This window comes from Rhizobium sp. BK112 (genome assembly GCF_014193215.1).
In the GTDB taxonomy this organism is placed as follows: Bacteria; Pseudomonadota; Alphaproteobacteria; order Rhizobiales; family Rhizobiaceae; genus Rhizobium; species Rhizobium anhuiense.
In genome coordinates, this window is record NZ_JACHYZ010000017.1 from 43441 (window position 1) to 61566 (window position 18126).

General features: G+C 58.8%; 18 protein-coding genes and 1 tRNA gene. 10 read left to right on the forward strand and 9 right to left on the reverse strand.

What is annotated here, in order from left to right; all coding sequences use genetic code 11:
• Window positions 1–131: 131 nt before the first annotated feature.
• Together FHT75_RS31330 and FHT75_RS31335 are read right to left on the reverse strand one after the other, a co-directional pair.
• Window positions 132–1325 carry a D-alanyl-D-alanine carboxypeptidase family protein gene (locus tag FHT75_RS31330; protein WP_028758510.1) on the reverse strand — a complete coding sequence of 398 codons (1194 nt, stop codon included), beginning with the start codon at window positions 1323–1325 and terminating at the stop codon, window positions 132–134.
• A 73-nt stretch (window positions 1326–1398) separates the two neighbouring features.
• Window positions 1399–2505: a septal ring lytic transglycosylase RlpA family protein gene (locus FHT75_RS31335; RefSeq protein ID WP_028757348.1), complete on the reverse strand. Its 1107-nt coding sequence runs from the start codon at window positions 2503–2505 to the stop codon at window positions 1399–1401.
• A gap of 389 nt (window positions 2506–2894) precedes the next feature.
• Here FHT75_RS31335 and FHT75_RS31340 point away from each other — a divergent pair, with 389 nt between their 5' ends.
• On the forward strand, window positions 2895–3407 hold the full coding sequence (locus tag FHT75_RS31340; protein WP_097631235.1) for a hypothetical protein: 513 nt from the start codon (window positions 2895–2897) through the stop codon (window positions 3405–3407).
• A gap of 107 nt (window positions 3408–3514) precedes the next feature.
• On the forward strand, window positions 3515–3718 hold the full coding sequence (locus tag FHT75_RS31345) for a hypothetical protein (protein WP_063475678.1): 204 nt from the start codon (window positions 3515–3517) through the stop codon (window positions 3716–3718).
• 86 nt (window positions 3719–3804) lie between these two features.
• On the opposite strand, the gene FHT75_RS31350 is transcribed toward FHT75_RS31345, so the two are convergent.
• Window positions 3805–4728 carry a LysR substrate-binding domain-containing protein gene (locus FHT75_RS31350; protein ID WP_052213380.1) on the reverse strand — a complete coding sequence of 308 codons (924 nt, stop codon included), beginning with the start codon at window positions 4726–4728 and terminating at the stop codon, window positions 3805–3807.
• Window positions 4729–5027: 299 nt separating this feature from the next.
• Here FHT75_RS31350 and FHT75_RS31355 point away from each other — a divergent pair, with 299 nt between their 5' ends.
• Window positions 5028–7067: an NADH:flavin oxidoreductase gene (locus FHT75_RS31355; RefSeq protein WP_097623425.1), complete on the forward strand. Its 2040-nt coding sequence runs from the start codon at window positions 5028–5030 to the stop codon at window positions 7065–7067.
• Window positions 7068–7342: 275 nt separating this feature from the next.
• Window positions 7343–8194, forward strand: a complete 852-nt coding sequence (locus FHT75_RS31360; RefSeq protein ID WP_025554799.1) for a glycine betaine ABC transporter substrate-binding protein — start codon at window positions 7343–7345, stop codon at window positions 8192–8194.
• Between the two features lie 93 nt (window positions 8195–8287).
• On the opposite strand, the gene FHT75_RS31365 is transcribed toward FHT75_RS31360, so the two are convergent.
• Window positions 8288–8614, reverse strand: a complete 327-nt coding sequence (locus FHT75_RS31365) for a GYD domain-containing protein (protein ID WP_025554797.1) — start codon at window positions 8612–8614, stop codon at window positions 8288–8290.
• A gap of 215 nt (window positions 8615–8829) precedes the next feature.
• Between FHT75_RS31365 and FHT75_RS31370 the strand changes: the two genes are divergently transcribed.
• From FHT75_RS31370 to FHT75_RS31380, 3 genes are all read left to right on the forward strand, one after another.
• Window positions 8830–10005 (forward strand): GGDEF domain-containing protein, encoded by a 1176-nt coding sequence (locus tag FHT75_RS31370; protein WP_025554796.1) that lies wholly within the window; start codon window positions 8830–8832, stop codon window positions 10003–10005.
• A 197-nt stretch (window positions 10006–10202) separates the two neighbouring features.
• Window positions 10203–10292: transfer RNA gene (locus FHT75_RS31375), tRNA-Ser, on the forward strand.
• A gap of 274 nt (window positions 10293–10566) precedes the next feature.
• Window positions 10567–10755, forward strand: a complete 189-nt coding sequence (locus FHT75_RS31380; protein ID WP_028758518.1) for a hypothetical protein — start codon at window positions 10567–10569, stop codon at window positions 10753–10755.
• Between the two features lie 569 nt (window positions 10756–11324).
• On the opposite strand, the gene FHT75_RS31385 is transcribed toward FHT75_RS31380, so the two are convergent.
• Window positions 11325–12752, reverse strand: coding sequence for an MFS transporter (locus FHT75_RS31385; protein WP_097623424.1), 1428 nt, complete (start codon window positions 12750–12752; stop codon window positions 11325–11327).
• Between the two features lie 138 nt (window positions 12753–12890).
• Between FHT75_RS31385 and FHT75_RS31390 the strand changes: the two genes are divergently transcribed.
• Both FHT75_RS31390 and FHT75_RS31395 read left to right on the forward strand, forming a co-directional pair.
• Window positions 12891–13784, forward strand: a complete 894-nt coding sequence (locus tag FHT75_RS31390) for a LysR family transcriptional regulator (protein WP_047615449.1) — start codon at window positions 12891–12893, stop codon at window positions 13782–13784.
• 72 nt (window positions 13785–13856) lie between these two features.
• A complete protein-coding gene (locus FHT75_RS31395; protein WP_003559525.1) occupies window positions 13857–14081 on the forward strand; it encodes an alkylphosphonate utilization protein in 225 nt (74 codons plus the stop codon).
• 18 nt (window positions 14082–14099) lie between these two features.
• On the opposite strand, the gene FHT75_RS31400 is transcribed toward FHT75_RS31395, so the two are convergent.
• From FHT75_RS31400 to FHT75_RS31410, 3 genes are all read right to left on the reverse strand, one after another.
• A complete protein-coding gene (locus tag FHT75_RS31400; RefSeq protein WP_028759138.1) occupies window positions 14100–14927 on the reverse strand; it encodes a transglutaminase-like domain-containing protein in 828 nt (275 codons plus the stop codon).
• A gap of 172 nt (window positions 14928–15099) precedes the next feature.
• On the reverse strand, window positions 15100–15972 hold the full coding sequence (locus FHT75_RS31405) for a transglutaminase N-terminal domain-containing protein (protein WP_028759137.1): 873 nt from the start codon (window positions 15970–15972) through the stop codon (window positions 15100–15102).
• 475 nt (window positions 15973–16447) lie between these two features.
• Window positions 16448–16603 (reverse strand): hypothetical protein, encoded by a 156-nt coding sequence (locus FHT75_RS31410; RefSeq protein WP_018495827.1) that lies wholly within the window; start codon window positions 16601–16603, stop codon window positions 16448–16450.
• Window positions 16604–17316: 713 nt separating this feature from the next.
• On the opposite strand from FHT75_RS31410, the gene FHT75_RS31415 reads away from it, so the two are divergent.
• Window positions 17317–17571: a GlsB/YeaQ/YmgE family stress response membrane protein gene (locus tag FHT75_RS31415; RefSeq protein WP_047615234.1), complete on the forward strand. Its 255-nt coding sequence runs from the start codon at window positions 17317–17319 to the stop codon at window positions 17569–17571.
• Between the two features lie 90 nt (window positions 17572–17661).
• Here FHT75_RS31415 and FHT75_RS31420 read toward each other — a convergent pair whose 3' ends face one another.
• Window positions 17662–17943 (reverse strand): hypothetical protein, encoded by a 282-nt coding sequence (locus FHT75_RS31420; protein ID WP_047615451.1) that lies wholly within the window; start codon window positions 17941–17943, stop codon window positions 17662–17664.
• Between the last annotated feature and the right edge of the window lie 183 nt (window positions 17944–18126).

An 18126-nucleotide genomic window follows, 5' to 3' on the forward strand; every position in this document is an offset into this window, starting at 1 on the left:
GACAACTTCCCGCATTCCAGGCGCCGCACGCGCCGTGCTCCATCTATCTATCCGAAGATGTCAGGGAGGAAAACCTTTCGTCGCGGCGACATATTCACCTTTCCCGGCAAATTGCACCAGTAAGTGGCCGCTCAGCCGGGTGCCGACTTGTCCCAGAGCCAGGAGAAGAACAGCGATTCGCCGAGTTCCAGCATGGCGTCGACCGCCCGGCTGCTGAGCGAGCCCTCGCCGACCGCCTGCACCGTATAAAGCGGCACTTCTCGGAGCAGCCGGCTGCCTGCGAAAATCCTCAGCACCCCTGCCTGGGTATCCGGCTCGACCGGCGCCGTCAGCGGCCAGTGATAGATGATGCGCGCCGACAGCCGATCGGGATTGCTGATCGGAATATAGACGCTGACCGGCGCCTTGGCGACGAGATCGACGGTACGCGCCGTACCGCCATAGACGCTGGCGGCGCCGATCACTTCCTTCTCACCGAAGATCTGCCGGTCCTCAAAGGCCGTCAGTCCCCATTCGAGCACTCGCTTGGCCTCCTCCGTCCGCTCCTTGTCGGAAGCGATGCCGGCAAGCGCCAGAAACAGCCGCCTGCCATCGCGCTGGACTGAGGCGACGATCGAATAACCCTCGCCCTCGGTAAAGCCGGTGGCAAGCCCGTCGGCGCCGAGATCGAGCCCGAGCAGCGGATTGCGGTTGCGCTGGAAAATCTTGTTCCACTCGAAATCCGGCTGGGCGAAATAGGGATAGAGATTGGGATAAGACTGCTGCAGGGCGGCCGCAAGCGTCACCATCTCGCGCGCCGTCACCTTGCTCTTCCCGTCGGGGAGCCCGGTGGAATTGCCGAACTCAGCCTTCTCCATGCCGAGTTCACGGGCGCGGCGTGTCATCGACACGGCAAATTGCTGCTCGCTGCCGGCCATGCCTTCGGCCAGGATGATGCAGCTGTCGTTGGCGCCCTGGATGGCGACGCCCTTGATCAGGTCCTCGACGCGCACGCGCGATTTCAGGCTGGCAAACATCGTTGCCGTCCTCGATGGCGCGCCGCCGGTTCGCCAGGCATATTCGGAAACGGGATATTCGGTATCGAGCGTGATCTGCCCCTTCGTCACCGCCTCGAAGGCGAGATCCATCGTCATCAGCTTGGCGAGCGAAGCCGGCGAAAAGCCCTGGTCCTCGTTCTTGGCGAGAAGCACCGTGCCGGTGGCGGCCTCGATCATATAGGCCTGCGCCGCCTTGGTGGCGAAACCGGCGGTACCGCTATCGGCTGCAAATGCGCCGGTGGAGAGCGGCATGATGCATACAAGCAGACGAAGCAAAGGCTTCAGCATCAAGAATTCCCATCGATCAGGGGGCGTATTTCAGGAGGTTAGAGCGAGAGGAAATTCGATGCAATTGCCGCGCTCAGCGCGCGGCGGATTTTGCCTGATGACGCTTCGTCGCAGCAAGGATCGACTCCTGCGTCAGCCCGTCATTGCGCACCATCACAGCGTCGAAGGCGAGATCGACCGTCACGGTCTTCACATCCTCGTTCTGGTAGCCGAGCGCGAGAGACCCCAGCGGCCGTTCGTAGGGCATGGGGCCGATCTCCGGCAACACGACCATCTGGTCGAAGGACGGAGCGGCATTGGTGGCGGATGGTGCTGATGGCGCTACCAGAACATGGGCGGGCGCTGCCAAAGCGGGTGCTGCGACGGGGGCCGCATTGTAGCGTGCGCTCGGCGTCGACCCGGCATAGGAAGTGGCCGACATCGGCACCGGCACGTTGGCCGGCGTCTCATAATCTTCCGAACTCTGCAGCTGATCGCGGGTGATCTTGCGGCTGTTGGAGGCGACCATCACGCCGGTTGCGATCTGGCCTTCCGGATTGACGCCGGGAATGCGGCTGCCCTTCGGCACGTAGGACGCCATCAGATAGGGCATGTCGTGGCCGTCCATGCGGGCGCGGCCGACATATTGCACCCGCACCTTGCCGGTGCCGCTGTGCTGCAGATCCAGCATATCGGCCGTCTTGTTGGAAAGGTCGATGATGCGCCCTTCGTGATAGGGGCCGCGATCGTTGACGCGCACGATGACGGAGGAACCGCTTTCGAGATTGGTGACGCGCGCATAGCTCGGCAGCGGGAAGGTCGGATGCGCGGCGGAAAGATGCATCTGGTCGTAGACTTCGCCGTTCGCCGTCAGCCGCCCATGAAAGGCCGAGCCATACCAGGAGGCGACGCCGACTTTGTTATAGGAGAAGTCTTCCTTCGGATAATACCACCTGCCCTTCACCTCGTAAGGATTGCCGACGATGTAGCGGCCGCCGCCCTTGGGGATGTTGTTGCCGGTAGCGACGCGCGGGCTTGCCTTCACGCCATATTCGGATTCGGAGAAATATTCTTTGCCGTGGGATTTCTTCTTCGGCACCGCCTGTGTCGTGCCGCACGCCGCAACCGTCGCACACATCGCCGAGATCGCCAGCCACCGTGCTGTCGTTGCGAAAGACGCCGCCCCGTATTCCAGTTTCATATGTCCCACGCCGCTCAAAGATCGTTATGGTTAAGGAACCTTGCCCCAATCCGGGCCAATACGCCTTATCCCCACCCGCCTAACGAGACTTTAATCATGCGAAGTTCGTGGCAAATTTACGAACGATTTCGCAGCGATAGCGACAATTCTAATGATTATGGTTTATAAATCACTAACGCGAACCTCTCCGCCCTGCCCTTCCGCCGCCGCAATAAGGCCCGAAATCCTCATGCCGATGCGGCGCATATGGTAAATCTGAACTCGCTTCCGAATGCCCGAATAGCCCAAATTGGCACAGGCGGCGCGTGCTTCCCGCGCGGCGCGGCGTCACCTTGCCTCATCAGGCGAAATAACGCTATGCATTCTATGCGCAGGGTTGGGGGATTGCCATGGGCGGAATTGTCAAAAGCTTGATTTTGCTGGTCATAATGACCGTCTCACCGGCCGTCGGCGCCGGCGCGGAGGATCTCCCCGCCTATTGGCGCAAGACGATGACCAATGATCCATCGACGAATTTCTATCTGGCTCAGACCCTGAAACCCTTATCGAACAAGGATGCCGAAACCATCAGAGTGCTCAGGCTGTCGCTGATCGCCGGCAACTTATGTCTCGGCGCCAGCATCAATACGAGGACAGGCGAGGCCTTTCTGCAGCAGGCCGGATACGATCGCCTCCGCGGAAAGGCCTGGGACGAAGCCGCCTTCCTCGCGAACGACTGGTTCAAACACTTCAACTACCGCTCCCTCGCCCATCTCTGCGCCGGCATCGACTATATTTTCGGGCCGGAGGGAAAACTGGCGCCCAATCTGGTCAAGCCCGGCAAGGGTGAACCGAAGGGATCCTACGCCCCCCTGAACTCCTACTACATGCGGCTTCCGCCCTTGCGCAAACCGAACGGCTAGTCACGTCACCAATTGCCATATGGCGGATTGCGTATTTGACGCTTCGGGCTGTATGGAACGAAATGCCCGCCGGGAACTTTGAAGGTTTAGACCTTTGGAGGATCACGATGAATAATGAAACCATTCTGCAGCTCGACACGGTCAGCCAACAGTTGCACGCTCGATCTCGCGCGCTTTCCCAGCCAGATAAAGACAACGACATCTCGATCCTGATGTCGGCACTCGCCGTGACGATGGAGGCGGTTCGTTCTCTTTGCGAGGATATGAACCAGCTCAACGGTCCGAAGGGCCTTGGATCCGATGGGAGCTAGCTGCGACCTCCCAAAGCCGTTGGAATTGCGTTTATGCGCAGCATCCCCTCCAAAATCACGCCAAAGGCGGGAACGACACGCGCGCCTCAAAGACCTTCAAAACGGCTCGCCAGCCAGTCCCTGAAAATCAGGGCGACCTTTCTGCGATTTGGGGCACTTGGCGTTACCACGTAGAAACGCCTCCCTGTCTTCAGGGTGCGGTCAATAGCAATGACGAGGCGATTTTCTCGAAGGGGCCGATCGATGAGAGGTCGCCAACCGAGCGCGATGCCTTCGCCATTTTCCGCAGCTTTCATCGCGACAAGGGAATCGTTGACCTGCAGCGATGTCGGCAAAGTCGGTGGAGCGCCGACACCTGTGGCCCGCAACCACTCGGCCCAACCGATCCTGAAGCGATACGGGTCAACGTAGTGTATAAGCCGATGGCGCAATATATCACTGGTGAGTGACAGAGGCTTGCTCTTCGCCTGATAAGCTGGGCTGCAAACAGGCAATATTTCCTCGTCCCACAGCGGAATGGCATCACAATCCGGCCAGTTTCCATCGCCGAGCCGAATGTGAACATCGATGTTGCTCGTCGTCATCGCTGGATCGCGGTCCAAGCATCGCAGGTCAATCATCAAATCAGGATGGACTTGGCGAAATTCCGGCAACAGCGGCATCAGCCACTCTGTCGCCATGACCGTCGAGGCGCTGATGACGAGGGTGTCTCGGCGAGGCATGCCGGCGATATCGTCAAGCGTTTCGGCGATCGACGCAAATCCCCCCGATACCGCCGAATAGAGGCGTTGGCCTTGCGTTGTCAGGCTTAGCGCCCGCCTTTCCCGGACGAAAAGCGCGTGGCCGAGAGACGACTCGAGTTGTCGGATCCCGTGGCTGACCGCAGGCTGAGTGATGGACAATTCCGCGGCGGCTTTCGAAAAATTCAGATATCTCGCCGCAGCCTCGAACAGGATCAGGCTGTGGAGGGAGGGAATTGTCCGTCGTAACGACTGACTGTCATGACTCATGGTTTCGAGTTCTTCGCCGTTCGAAAATTGCAGCGCACGGAATCTCCGTCACACGGTGCAAGACTGCGCACCGGCAAGAAGCGAAACACCTTATCGTTCGCGTGGTCAACAAGCCTGGAGGACGATCACCCACTCACCTGCCGGCCGATCCGGTCTTTATCCATCCTGCCTCATACTTCCATGAATTTATTTGCCCTTTACGGCCTCACGCCCTCGCCGGACATTGTCGTTCACCCGCCAGAACCCGACGTCGGGAGAACAGGCGACTACGACAATAGGCCGTCACGGGAACAATTGAGATGTCAAACGATCCATTGCTCCAGCCTTTCCAACTCAAGCATTTGACACTCCGAAACAGGATGATGTCGACGGCGCACGAGCCGGGATATACTGAGGACGGACTCCCGAAGGAGCGCTATCGTCTCTACCATTCGGAAAAAGCCAAAGGCGGGATAGCAATGACGATGATCGGCGGTTCGTCCGTCGTCGACATCGACAGTCCCCAGGCGTTCGGCAATATCCAGCTCCACAAAGACGAGTCCGTGAAGTGGCTTCGAGAGCTTGCCGACGACGTTCACGACCACGGCGCTGCCGTGATGATTCAAATCACTCACCTGGGAAGCCGAACCAACTGGAACAAAGGCGATTGGCTCCCGATAATCGATGCGTCCCACATCCAGGAGCCCGCGCATCGCGCCTATCCCAAGGCGATGGAGGATTGGGACTTCGAGCGCGTGATCACAGCCTATGCCGACAGTGCGGAGCGGGTCAAAGCGGCAGGGCTTGACGGGATCGAGCTCGAATGCGCCTCGCATCTCATCGCGCATTTTTGGTCTCCGGCAACAAATAAGCGGGAGGATGAATACGGCGGCTCGCTCGAGAACCGGATGCGCCTGGTGAACGATATTCTCACCGCCATCCGTAAGCGCATCGGTCACGAATTCATTGTCGGCGTCCGCATGGTCTGCGATGAGGTTTGGGATAAAGGGCTCTCGCGAGACGAAGGGGTGGAGATTGCCCGTCGATTGAAGGCCGGCGGTTTGATCGATTTCGTCAACGTCATTCGCGGCCACGTCTCAGAAGACGAGGCCTTGAGTCATGTGATTCCGAACATGGGAACCGCATCTGCTCCCCATCTCGATTTCGCCGGAGAGGTTCGTCAGAATGTGAAGATACCGACCTTTCATGCGGCAAGAATTCAGGATGTGGCTACCGCGCGACACGCGATTGCGAGCGGCAAGCTTGATATGGTCGCCATGACACGCGCGCACCTTGCCGATCCTCACATCATCCGCAAGGTGATCGAAGGGAAGGAGGATCAAATTCGCCCCTGTGTCGGCATGGGGTTCTGCATCGATTCCATTTACCCCGCTGGCAACGCCACCTGCGTGCACAATGCGGCGACTGGTCGGGAGGGCAGCCTCGCGCATGTGATCAGGAAGACCAACGGGCCAATGCATAAGATTGTGGTCGTCGGAGCGGGACCGGGCGGTCTTGAGGCTGCACGGGTCGCGGCCGAGCGGGGCCACAAGGTCACGGTTTTTGAGGCTGGATCCAAAGCAGGCGGACAAATTCTAATAACCGCGGCACTGAAACGCCGTCGCGAAATCCTTGGGATCGTGGACTGGCGCTTGTCTGAATGCGAGCGCCTCGGCGTCGAATTCCACTACAATCGCTTCGTCGATGAGAGTGACGTTGTGGCGGAAGAACCCGACGTCGTCGTCGTTGCTACGGGCGGACTGCCTAATGTTGACTGTCTTGAGGAAGGACAGGAGCTTGCGACGACCAGTTGGGACATCCTCGGCGGAAGCGTTCAGCCCGCGAAAAATGTGCTGGTCTACGACGACAACGGTTCGCACCCCGCCATGACGATCGCTGAGTTTCTGGCCGACGCGGGCTCGAATCTTGAAGTTGTCACGCCTGCACGAACCCTTGCGCCGGACATCGGGGCAACGAGCTACCCCGCCTATTTCCGTGCCCTCAACAAAGCCGGCGCAAAGATCACCCTGAACCTGCACATTGAGCGCCTCGAACGTCGCGGCAACAGGATCGCAGTCATACTTTTCGACGAGTATTCCAAGGTCTGCGTCGAAAAAGAGGTGGACCAGGTTGTCGTCGAAAGCGGGACGAAGCCGATGGACGAACTCTATTTCTCGCTCAAGCCGCTCTCCCGGAACCAAGGTGAAATCGATTACCGGGCGTTCATAGCGGGCAAGCCGCAAGTTGTTGCCAATAATCCCGGTGGCAAGTTTCAGCTGTTTCGGATTGGCGATGCGGTCGCAAGCAGGAACATCCACGCGGCCATATACGACGCGCATCGATTCATGGCCGCGGTTTGATCAAGGCCGTAGGGTTGAATGCCCGCCAATCAGTTCGATTTCGGCCAGTCCTCCAGGGATCGATCTTAAAGGCATACGCAAGTCAAGGCATGCCTGAAGTCCCGAAAGATGTGGGCCTCGCCGTCTACAAGGTCGTGGCCATGATGGCTACGAGCGGGACTCGGTGATCTGATTGCAGGAATTGCGCGCAGGGATGACCCCTCGCCGCGCAATCATGAAGGCCAGGCCGACCGCTGGTGTTTCATGAAAAGGGGAACGAAAACTAGGAGCAAAAAATGATGAAGTTGTGGAAAATGCTTTGTGCCGCGGCCATGTTCGGAATGACCATGCTGCCCGCGCACGCGGAAGAAAAGACCATCACCATTGGCACGATGCAGTGGGAAGATCTGGGAGCGATCAGCGGTGTCACCAAGAAGGCGCTGGAAGATTCCGGCTACACCGTCAAGGTCGTGTCGTTCTCCGAATGGGGCATCGCCTATGCCGCTCTCAGCAAGGGCGATATCCAGATTCTCGCCTCGCTGACCGACTACGTCGCACAGGATTATTGGGACAAGAACAAGAAGAAGCTGGAGAAGATATCGCCGGTTTCGTTTGGCCTGTACCAGGCTATTGCGGTTCCGAATTATGTGCCGATCGACTCCATGGAGCAGTTGAACGGTAACGCCGACAAGTTCAGCGGCAAGATCGTCGGTATCGAACCGGGTTCAGGCCTGATGCGCGATGCCGCCAACTCGGTCAAAGCCTACGACCTCAAGCTACAGCTTGTCGAAGGCAGCACGGCTGCGATGACGGCTGAATTGAAGTCGGCCATCGACCGAAAGGAATGGATTGCTGTGACGCTCTGGGAGCCGTCGTGGATGATACAGAAGTACCCGGTCAAGTTTCTGAAGGATCCGAAGGCGATATTCCCGCTGGCGCAGACCTACAACTGGATAGCCAAGAGCGGCTTCTCCACCGAGAACCCGCATGCGCGCGAAGTCATCGCCAGCGTATATCTCCCGCTCGCAGATATCACCGCGATCGCCGGCGCGGTCGCCGACGGCAAGACAATGGACGAGGCGGTTAAGGGCTGGACCGACACCCATGCCGACCTCTTGAAGCGCTGGGAAAACATCAAGTCGAAGTAACGCTTAACGGCCGGGCCACCGAACAATCGGCGGCCCGGCTCAGACTTTACGCGGAGAGCCGCGGAGGGCTCGCTGGCATTCGGCCCCTGCTTATTACGCTGCCGGTGGACGATATCGAACCGACTTCGCCTTTTCCAACGCTTCGATCGTATCCTCGACGCTGAGGAGGACAGTGGTTTCCATCGCGCTGAGCGCGCCTCCTGCGCCGATAGCCAGTGCGACCGCCGCCATCGAGACGTTGTCAGGCGCCTCCCAAAGATTCCAACCATCATGCTCGCCGAAGGCGTACCAGAACCCGTGGAGCTTTCCGCCTACGGATTCAATATAGCTGCGTGCCGCCTCCCGGCGATCCTCGGGGTTTTCGATCATGCGCGCCCATGTCTCGGGCGTGTAGCTGAAGCGCGTGAGATACATGGCCATGGTGTGTGTCCTCCGCCAGAATAGCACAGTAAACGCTCAAGCCGGGGCGAAGGCGAGTCATTTCCAGCGGGAGGAACAGGCCGCTCAACGCTTCCTATCGCCAGTCTCCGGAAGCACCGCGAATACTGACGTCTAAAGGTCACTCCGCGTTCATTGAAAAGTAGATTTTAGCCGTTATTCGGAGCCCGCTTCTCATCTCATATCGGGTTCCGGCAATGGATCTTGCGACTGTCCTTCTTCTACACAAGTCTTCCTTCATCGTCGGAGCAATCTGCTTCTTTTACGTGAGATGGCGCTCCGGAGCGACGCCAGGGCTTGGCGTACTTGCCGGCAGTTTCTCTTTGCTTGCGATCGCCTCAACGCTCGCTGGTTTGGATGAGAGCCTTCATATGTCCGGCGATGCCAGGACGTTCTGGAGTTTTTCACTCGGCGCCAATGGTTATGGGCTCATGGCGGTTGGGCTTTTCGGCCTCAGCCGGCGTCAAAACTCTTTACGAGACTGGTGGCCGTTACTCCTGCCCGTCGTCCTGACGCTGAGTGCGGTGAAAACGCCATGGTATTTGAACAACGGATTGAGAGCATCGGTGTTCAACGGCAGCGCCGCCGTCCTGCTTGCCTTGTCAGGTTTCGTGATCGCCCGCGACTTCTTCCACGAGCGCCTTACCGCGCGGCTCGGTCTTTCCGCATCCATATGGGTGGCGACGTCTCTCTCCGTTTTGGTGGTCGTCGGCTTCGTCTTTCCGAACGATGCGCCCCTTCCTCCGCGCTACGCATTCTTTTTGCTGATCATCTGTCATTTCGCGGTGGCGCTGTTTGTGCTCGTGCTCGTGCAGGAGAGAGCCGAAGAGAAGCTTACCAGACTTGCAAATACCGATATGCTGACCGGCATTCCCAATCGGCAGCATTTCTTCAATTCGCTTCCGAAAAGCCTCGGCCCCGGAGACGCCTTCGTCCTCATCGATATCGACTTTTTCAAGCGTGTGAACGATATGTACGGGCACGACAAAGGCGATGTCGTTCTCATAAATGTTGCTCGGACAATTGCACAGAATGTCCCCCCTTCCTGCGTGTTCGGCCGGCTGGGCGGCGAGGAGTTCAGCCTCTTTCTGCGCGGCCAAACGCAATCTTCCGCTTTTGCGCTCGCTGAGCGGATACGCGAGGCGGTAAGCGCCGTCAGCCTTGTCTTCGAAGGAAATCAGGTCACCCCTTCCGTCAGCGCAGGCGTGGCACTTTGGGAAGCGGGTCTGACCGACCAAGACGTCCAGAAACGTGCAGATCAGGCGCTCTACATTGCCAAAAACAACGGCCGTAACAGGGTTGAATTGTTTAGCAGTGCCGGGTTGACCAGCAGCTTCCTTGCGCCGGAACTGGCACAGGCTCGCGCAGGCTGAAGAACGGTTGAAGGTCGGTTCTCTCCAGAGCTATTTGCCCATCATAGCGGAGATGCCGGCAAATGCTGCAGAGCACGTTGACGCTGCGATCAAAGCTGCTAAAAAGCCAGCCATCGAATGATTGGGTCGCAAATCGGCAGCAATGACCGGTTGCTGGAATCAACAAAATGTCGATTTCTTAACCTTTTCAATCAGATGGAAGAGTGTCCGAGTGGTTTAAGGAACCGGTCTTGAAAACCGGCGTGCGGGAAACCGTACCGTGGGTTCGAATCCCACCTCTTCCGCCATTTCATATTGATTTTGTTATATAATTTCCGATTTCCGCTCGGGAATTGCGCCCTTACCTTAACGGTAGGATGCCGTCTCAGTAGCATCGGCGCGGTATCGCAGGCTTCCGTTTTGCTGTTGCCCCAATGATTCTGCTCGCCCTGACGCTCGCGGGCAATCTCCCAAAAAATCACGATTGTCTTTTGGCGCGATTTCAATCATCTCGACGTTGCTGGGATATTCACTTGCGAACAAGTCAGCGAAACTGCCCAAAGTCATTTGGAGATAATTCGCTTGAAGCTTTTTGCATGGCTTTCCTGGATGAGTTGCTCGACTGAATGGGCGCCTTTCCCTTCCGAAGAAAAAGGAAACCTTGGCGGCATAGTCATGCGACGGCGCGGCGCGAAATTTCCATTGGTTGAAACCCGTATGCCGACGCCGGATGAACAATATGAAGCGCAGCTTTACTTCGCCATACGTTAGGCGGGCAGCTGCGCGTTGCCGTGGTCGCACTGATCCTTTGCGTTGACGATGAGATGATATACAGGCTGCAGCAGGACGCGACTGCCATTAACTTAAGAATGGGGTCGGGCGGCAGATTGACGTCACGTCGCTGCCACGAGATCACGTGGCCGTCCTCTGAGCCGGCGTCGCAAAGACGTTCTCGCTGCAGCCTTGAAGCGAGTTTGGCTTGGTTCAACCTTCCAGCTGAGCGGCATTCTCCGCCAAAATTTTCATCAGACATTCCTTCACGATCAGGCCCCTCGGCGTCCGAGCAGCCCGATCCTCTACGAGGAGCCACAGATCCTGGAATTGCTCTGGTGAGTGCCCTCACGAGAGGTGCGAGTATATCAGGACGCCAACAGAACCCCAGAAGATTACTGGCATAAGTATCATCCCCGCAACAATGATCTTGGTCACAGCAATAGCTCCGCAAACTCCACCAAAGTCCGCAAAACCTATTGCAGCGACCGAAGCTTTGGTATCGGCATGAAGTCCGGGACAGATCGGACCTTGGTCTGAGTTTCGCTCGGCGGCCGATGAGGGTCGGGCTAACTCTCCCCGAGCGCTCGGCGGCTCCGGCAAGTCCCGGTCGCAATGGCGAGCGCAACGACAATCAGCGCTGCCGCGACGGCGAAGGTGATCCGCATGCCTGAGTGAACCGCGTCGGGATGCGCCGCCGCAATATCGTGCGCTCCCGAAGAGAAAGTGAAGACGGCGCCCATGACGGAAGCGCCGGTGATCAGTCCGAGATTGCGCGACAGATTGAGCACGCCGGAGATGACGCCGCGCTGGTCGGGGCTGATGTCGGCCATGACGGTGGTGTTGTTGGCCGCCTGGAACAGTTGATAGCCTGGCGTCAGCATGGCGATGGCAGCGATATAGCCTGTAATGCCGGGAAGCACGGCCACGGCGACGGAGCCCGCCGCCATGGCGACGAGCCCGGCGATAACCACGAATGATGCGTCCAGACGATCGACCAGGCGGCCGGCCGGGATTCCGCTCAAGATGGAGATGACAGGGCCTATCGACATGACGAGCCCAACGAGAGTTTGATCGAGCCCGAGCGCGTGGGAGAGGTAGAACGGCGCGACCACCAGCGTCGCCATCATCACCGTTGCAACGAGCAGGTTCATCGCCAAGCTGGCGCTGAACACCGGGTTGCGGAACACCGCCAAGCGGACCAGCGGCGATGCCGTTCTCGCCTCGGTGAACACGAACAGACCGGCGCCGAAGACGGCCGTGAGCAGCAGGGCAATGTTCAGCGGACCAAAACTGCCGCGCCCGATCGTCATCGCTAACGCATAGGCTGACAGCGTCAGGGCAAGCACCAGCGTGCCCATCGTATCGAAGCTGGTCCGATTCGCCTTCCCCTTGCTGAGATCGGCGGGCAGATAGCGATGGACGAGAACGAAGCTCAGCACGCCGAGCGGCACGTTGACGAGGAAGATTGCCGGCCAGCCGAGCCCGGCGATCAGGAACCCGCCAAGCGAAGGCCCAAGAGCGGTGCCGATCGCCGACATGGTTCCGAGCAACCCCATGGCGCTCCCGGTCTTCGCCTTCGGCACCGTTTCGCTGACGAAGGCGATGGTCAGCGCCATCATGATGGCGGCGCCCAGGCCCTGCACCGCACGCGCGGCAATCATCAGCCAGAGTGTCGGCGCCAGGCCGCAGAGGATTGAGGCCAGCGTGAAGAGCAGTATGCCGATGAGCAGCAGCCGGCGGCGGCCGGTGATGTCGCCGAGCCGTCCGACGCTGACGACCAGGGTGGTGATGGCGAGCAGATAAGCGAGCACGATCCACTGGACATCCTGGAAGGTGGCGTCGAATGCCTGCGCCAAAGTCGGCAGACCGACATTGGCGATGCTGGTGCCGAGCGATGGCAGCAGCATGGATAGGGAAAGACTGGCAAGCGCCCAGCGGACGGAGGGTATGCGTTCGGCGACGGCCTCGCCTCGCTCTGCAATGACTGGTTTCACAATGGCCTCCTTTTCCGTGGGCCCGAATGGAGCCGATGAAAAGCTAGTCCGCTGCGTGGCGTGGCGGAAGGCGCACGATTTGCATTTCATTCATGCGTCTAACGCCACATCATGATGAAACCATGTTATATGGGATGCATGTCGACACCCGATCTCAACCTGCTCGTCACCCTGGACGTCCTGCTTGCAGAAGGCAGCGTTGCGCGCGCCGCCCGAAGGCTGCGGCTGAGCCCGTCGGCGATGAGCCGGGCGCTGGCCCGATTGCGCGAGACGACCGGCGATCCGCTGCTGGTGCGCGCCGGCCGCGGCCTCGTTCCCACGCCACGGGCGCTGGAACTGCGCGAGCGGGTCGGTCGGGTCGTCGAGGAGGCGCAGGCGGTGCTGCGGCCCTTGGAGGCGCTCGACCTCCAAAGCTTGGTCCGGACGTTTACACTGCGCAGCAGCGAAGGCTTCGCCGAGAATTTCGGTCCCGATCTCATCGCCCGCCTCAGCCGGGAAGCGCCAGGCGTCCGGCTGCGCTTCATGCAGAAGCCGGATAAGGACAGCACCCCGCTACGCGACGGTACCGTCGATCTCGAAACCGGCGTCGTCGGCGATACGACCAGTCCGGAGGTGCGGGCGCAGGCCTTGTTCCGGGACCGTTTCATCGGCGTGGCGCGCAGGGGCCATCCGCTCAGCGAAGGCGAGATCACGCCTGCCCGTTACGCGGCCGGCCGGCACATCATTGTCTCCAGGCGCGGGCTCGACAAGGGGCCGATCGATGAAGCCCTGAATGCGCTGGGGTTGGACAGGCAGGTCGCCACGATCGTCGGCGGCTTTTCGACGGCGCTGGCGCTCGCCCGAACCTCCGATCTGATCGCCAGCGTGCCCGAGCGTCACACGGAATCGCTGCGCGCGGGGATGCATAGTTTTCCCCTGCCCGTTCCGACGTGTGAGATCACGATTTCCTTGCTTTGGCACCCCAGGATGGATGCCGATCCCGCCCATCGCTGGCTGCGCGAGTGTGTCCGGGATGTCTGCGCGGCTACGTGATTGAAGGCCGCCTGAGGTTGACTATGCCATGTCGCCGTGATTTCCCGTCTCGCATCAACAAGCGAGGACATCATGGCTGACGACATTATCGTAAAAGACAGCAACGGAAGCCAGCTTCACGACGGCGATTCCGTAACGCTGATCAAGGACCTCAAGGTCAAAGGAACTTCAGAGACGCTCAAGCGTGGAACGCTGGTCAAGGGCATTCGCCTCACCGACAATCCCGGTGAGATCGAATGCAGCACCAAGCAGGTCAAAGGTCTCGTATTGAAAACCGAGTTTTTGAAGAAGGCATAGGAGCTCCGTCGCCCACCATCAATCGTTCCTGGGTGCCTCCTGCGGCACTTCCTCGGTGATCACCTCGAAACGGGAAAGCGTTGCCGGCCCGAAGGCCGTCGACATCGCGACATCCGTGGCGTCGCGGCCGGTTCCCATCAATATTCTGCCGATGCGCGGCGTATTGTGGCGGGCGTCGACCGTATGCCAGTGGCCGCCGAGAAAGACTTCGAACCAGGCGCTGAAATCCATCGGATTGGGATCGATCGGTACGCCGATATCGCCGAGATAGCCGGTGCAATATCGGGCCGGGATATTCATGCACCGGCACAGCGCGATGGCGAGATGGGCAAAGTCACGGCAGACGCCCGCCTTATCGGTGAAGCCGCCATGGGCGGTGCGCAGGAGGTCGGCCTTCTGGTAATCGAAGGTGATATGGTCGTGGACGAAATCGCAGATTGCCTGGACGCGCGTCCAGCCGAGCGACGTCGACGAGAAGGTTGCCCAGGCAAAATCTGCCAGCCTGTCGGTGTCGCAATAGCGGCTGCCGAGCAGGAAAACCAGCACATCGTCCGGCAGGTCATTGATCGCGTGCTGGACCGCATCATCGGGAACAATATCGGGTTGCCCGCTGTCGTAGATCTCGAATTCCGTGGAAATGGTCGTCAGTCCCGGCGGGGCGACGATCCGGCTGCAGGCATTGCCGAACCCGTCGGTATATTCCCAGGCCTCGATCGGCCGGTCGAATGTCAGGACCTGCTCACTCAGCAGATCGGCGCGCCGAGAGGGATGGATGTTGAGGACGAGCAGCATCGGCGTTGGTTGCGTGCATTCGTAGCCCAGATGAAACCCGGCGCGTATCTTCATTGTGGCTTCCCTATCGCGGCTCCGCATGTGCGGAGGTGAGTATGGAACGTTGATCGCGCTACCCGGTTCCCGCAAGGGACAACTGTCACCATACAGAGACTTGGTGGTGATCCGAGATTGCCCCGGAAGATTATCTCGGAGGTAATCCGGATTACCTCGGAGAGAATCGAGATTATCTCGTGGTGACGTTGACCTGCACCGTCATGCTGTCGAAATCCGCCCCGTCGCCATCATAGCTGCCGCTCAACGGGACTGCCTGGCGCGGATCGCGGGCAACCGCGACACGAATGAGATCGCGGTTGCCGACGATCCCGTTGGTCGGATCGAACTCCGCCCAGCCGGCGCCGGGGAGATAGATCTGGCACCATGCATGGGTGGAACCGCCGCCGAGCACCGTGGAGCCGTCCCGGTCGGGAACATAGACATAGCCCGTGACGAAGCGCGCCGCGAGCCCAAGGACGCGGGCGGCCTCCATCATCAAAAGCGCGAAATCCCGGCAGGTGCCGGAGCGAAGCTGCAAGGTCTGCACCGGGGTCTGTGTTCCGTGTTCCATCCGGCGCTGATAGACGAAGCTTTCCCGAATGGCGTAACAGAGCGTCATCAGCAGATGCCCGGTTTCCGTCGGACGCCCCTGGCGCACGAACTGCCGTGCCCAGCGTCCGACCTCGTCGTTCGGATCGGGATAATGGCGCTGCATTGCCGGCGTCAGATCGGCAATCTCCTCCTTGTCGTAGGAGAATGGATAAATCAGGGCCGCCTCGTCGACCTTGAGATCCAGGGCGACCTGGGGCGTATGATCGAGGGTGATCCAGGTTTCGAAGCGAAGCTCGGACGCCGGCCTCGAAATATCGATGAGCGCCACGCAATTGCCGAAAACATCGTGGATCCAGCGGACATGACTTTCCTCGGGATAGGTCGTCAACGACGCTTCGATCAGCCGCTGGTCGAAACTGTCGCGCGGCCGGAACATCAGGCGATGCTCGCCGAAATCGACCGCCCTGACGTAACGATAGGACGTTATGTGGCGGACGGAAAAAATCGTCATCGGCCGCCGTCCGGTAATCTGTTCACCTTGCTGCTCCAAGGCGGTGACGCCGCCTCTCCTCTGCGGGAGCGCCCTGCCCGCTTTTCCGCTTATCCCGATTTCTTGTCATATAAGCACATTCGAAAGATTGCTATTGTAGCTTCACCGATCGACGGCAGAGCCGTCCAACCTAAGAGGATAACATGCATATCATCTGGGACGTTCTGACACTTCTGCTGACAATCGGCTCGCTCTATGGCGGTCGCGAATACCGGATTATTCGCGCCCGTGCCCGCGCCCAGAACTGGGGCAACTTCTGATTCGATTCCGAGTCATGGTCGCATCGGATCGTTGCCGGTCGCGGCTACGTCGAATGACGTAAAGCCATACGCTTAAGGAAATGCTTTATTAGACGAGACGGCTTCCATCCGTCCATTCTCCCTGTTATTTGAAGCCCGCCTCACCCCTGGCGGGCTTTTTTAGCGATTAATACGCATCACTTCTTGGCGCCGGCCGAAAGCACCCGATGGGTCGCGTTGTCCATTGCGTGGCTCGCTTCCTGTCCATCCTTCTTCAGCCCGTATGCGGTATTGCCGCAGCCGGAAAGGGTGAGCAGGCAGATGCAGGCGATGGCGATTGCAGCTTTTGACATCGAGTGTTTCCCCCGGATCGAATGGCTTCTGGATAAAATGATGCGCTTCGTGGCAAAATCAATCCGTCGGGGCTGGCATGACGGCGAAGTTATTCTGAACTCCGTCCATCACCGGAATTGCTTCATTTGCGCCTGGAAACAAATTTCGCCCCGCCACGGAATTAATCCTGCGTATTTCCAACGGAGCGAACGGCCGATGGGTTGGGTTAATCCCAAAACGCCGTAAAATATTGAAGTGTACTCCCCCGGAGGCATTGTTTGTCATCGCGAGTTTGACCGCAGTCTTTTCAAAGCAAGAAAAACATTCACTAGTCATCTATCGCACGACTCGTCGCCAGCTATTCGAGTATTTATTAATCCGTGTCGCAAAAGAACAGGTTGTGTCATTTTGATATCTTAAGTTTTACTCAAATGCAGCGCTTAACTATTTATTAGTAATAATCTTGCGCGTCGTCCGCTTCAGCTTATGCTTTAAGCATAGGGGAGAGGAAAGATGTTTACGAAAAGTCTGATCATGCCTTTGGGATTCGCAATTCTCGCCATATCAGGCCTGCTGTTTCAGATAGCCGCCTACGTGCTGAACTCCCCGGTCACCGTGCTGCAGCCCTGAGTCACATAAGTTGCTGAACCCGCAAGCAATCTCGGTAACTGGGAGTGGAACTTCCTCTCGTTTCGTGCATTCTGTGACTCGTTTTGCCAGGAGGGAGATAACCATGGAAAACGCAGGCGTGGGTTGGATTGCAGCCATCATCATCGGCGGTATCGCCGGATGGCTGGCGGAAAAGGTCATGAGCAGCAACATGGGCTTGCTCATGAACATATTGCTCGGCATCGTCGGCGCCATTGTCGCCAACTGGATCCTGGGTCTGTTACACATCCAGCCGCTTGCCGGTTGGCTGGGCTATCTGATCACCGGTTTTATCGGTGCCTGCATCCTGATTTTCATCGGCCGTCTCATCCGCCGCTGACCCCGGCCGCTGGCCTCAATCTGCGCGTTAGACATATCGAAAGCCGGGCGTTGATGACGTCCGGCTTTTTCTTGAGCTCTGAATTCCCGTTCAGCGGCGGCTGAGCAGGCCGAACACATAGGCAATGCCTGCCGTCACCGCGAGTGCCATGAGCGGTTCTTCGCGCACCTTGTCGCGCAGCCGTTCGGTCATTACCGAAGCCTCGTCCGTCACCGCCGATTTTGCGCCCTGCCCCAGCGCGACAACGCTTTCCGTCAGCCGGGAGAGATCGTTGCGAAGGGCTGCGACCTGCGCCGACAGATCGTCTGCTGCGATATCAGCCTTGACACGCGCGGCGGTGGATTCGGCGGAAGCGGTTTTCAATTCTGCCATGGTCTGCTCCTGTTTCATGGGATGCCGCTTCAACGAAATGGCGGCCCGAAAAGTTCCGCCGCAACCGATCTTTTGTTCGCCGCAAAGCCGCCGCGGCCGGGCAGCCGCCTTGTGCAGCTTTTCGCGCGACAAACCCTTCATTTCCTGTCGGGTTTGTTTTAAGGAACGTCGAATGTCCGCCGG

Excerpts from the sequence above, each read along its gene's own strand:
- FHT75_RS31410 (WP_018495827.1), bottom strand. The coding sequence starts at position 16,603 with ATGTCAAAAGCTGCAATCGCCATCGCCTGCATCTGCCTGCTCACCCTT.
- FHT75_RS31400 (WP_028759138.1), bottom strand. The coding sequence starts at position 14,927 with ATGAAGATACGCGCCGGGTTTCATCTGGGCTACGAATGCACGCAACCA.
- FHT75_RS31370 (WP_025554796.1), top strand. The coding sequence starts at position 8,830 with ATGGATCTTGCGACTGTCCTTCTTCTACACAAGTCTTCCTTCATCGTC.
- FHT75_RS31330 (WP_028758510.1), bottom strand. The coding sequence starts at position 1,325 with ATGCTGAAGCCTTTGCTTCGTCTGCTTGTATGCATCATGCCGCTCTCC.
- FHT75_RS31395 (WP_003559525.1), top strand. The coding sequence starts at position 13,857 with ATGGCTGACGACATTATCGTAAAAGACAGCAACGGAAGCCAGCTTCAC.
- FHT75_RS31420 (WP_047615451.1), bottom strand. The coding sequence starts at position 17,943 with ATGGCAGAATTGAAAACCGCTTCCGCCGAATCCACCGCCGCGCGTGTC.
- FHT75_RS31365 (WP_025554797.1), bottom strand. The coding sequence starts at position 8,614 with ATGGCCATGTATCTCACGCGCTTCAGCTACACGCCCGAGACATGGGCG.
- FHT75_RS31345 (WP_063475678.1), top strand. The coding sequence starts at position 3,515 with ATGAATAATGAAACCATTCTGCAGCTCGACACGGTCAGCCAACAGTTG.
- FHT75_RS31390 (WP_047615449.1), top strand. The coding sequence starts at position 12,891 with ATGTCGACACCCGATCTCAACCTGCTCGTCACCCTGGACGTCCTGCTT.
- FHT75_RS31405 (WP_028759137.1), bottom strand. The coding sequence starts at position 15,972 with ATGACGATTTTTTCCGTCCGCCACATAACGTCCTATCGTTACGTCAGG.
- FHT75_RS31335 (WP_028757348.1), bottom strand. The coding sequence starts at position 2,505 with ATGAAACTGGAATACGGGGCGGCGTCTTTCGCAACGACAGCACGGTGG.
- FHT75_RS31340 (WP_097631235.1), top strand. The coding sequence starts at position 2,895 with ATGGGCGGAATTGTCAAAAGCTTGATTTTGCTGGTCATAATGACCGTC.
- FHT75_RS31360 (WP_025554799.1), top strand. The coding sequence starts at position 7,343 with ATGATGAAGTTGTGGAAAATGCTTTGTGCCGCGGCCATGTTCGGAATG.
- FHT75_RS31415 (WP_047615234.1), top strand. The coding sequence starts at position 17,317 with ATGGAAAACGCAGGCGTGGGTTGGATTGCAGCCATCATCATCGGCGGT.
- FHT75_RS31350 (WP_052213380.1), bottom strand. The coding sequence starts at position 4,728 with ATGAGTCATGACAGTCAGTCGTTACGACGGACAATTCCCTCCCTCCAC.
- FHT75_RS31355 (WP_097623425.1), top strand. The coding sequence starts at position 5,028 with ATGTCAAACGATCCATTGCTCCAGCCTTTCCAACTCAAGCATTTGACA.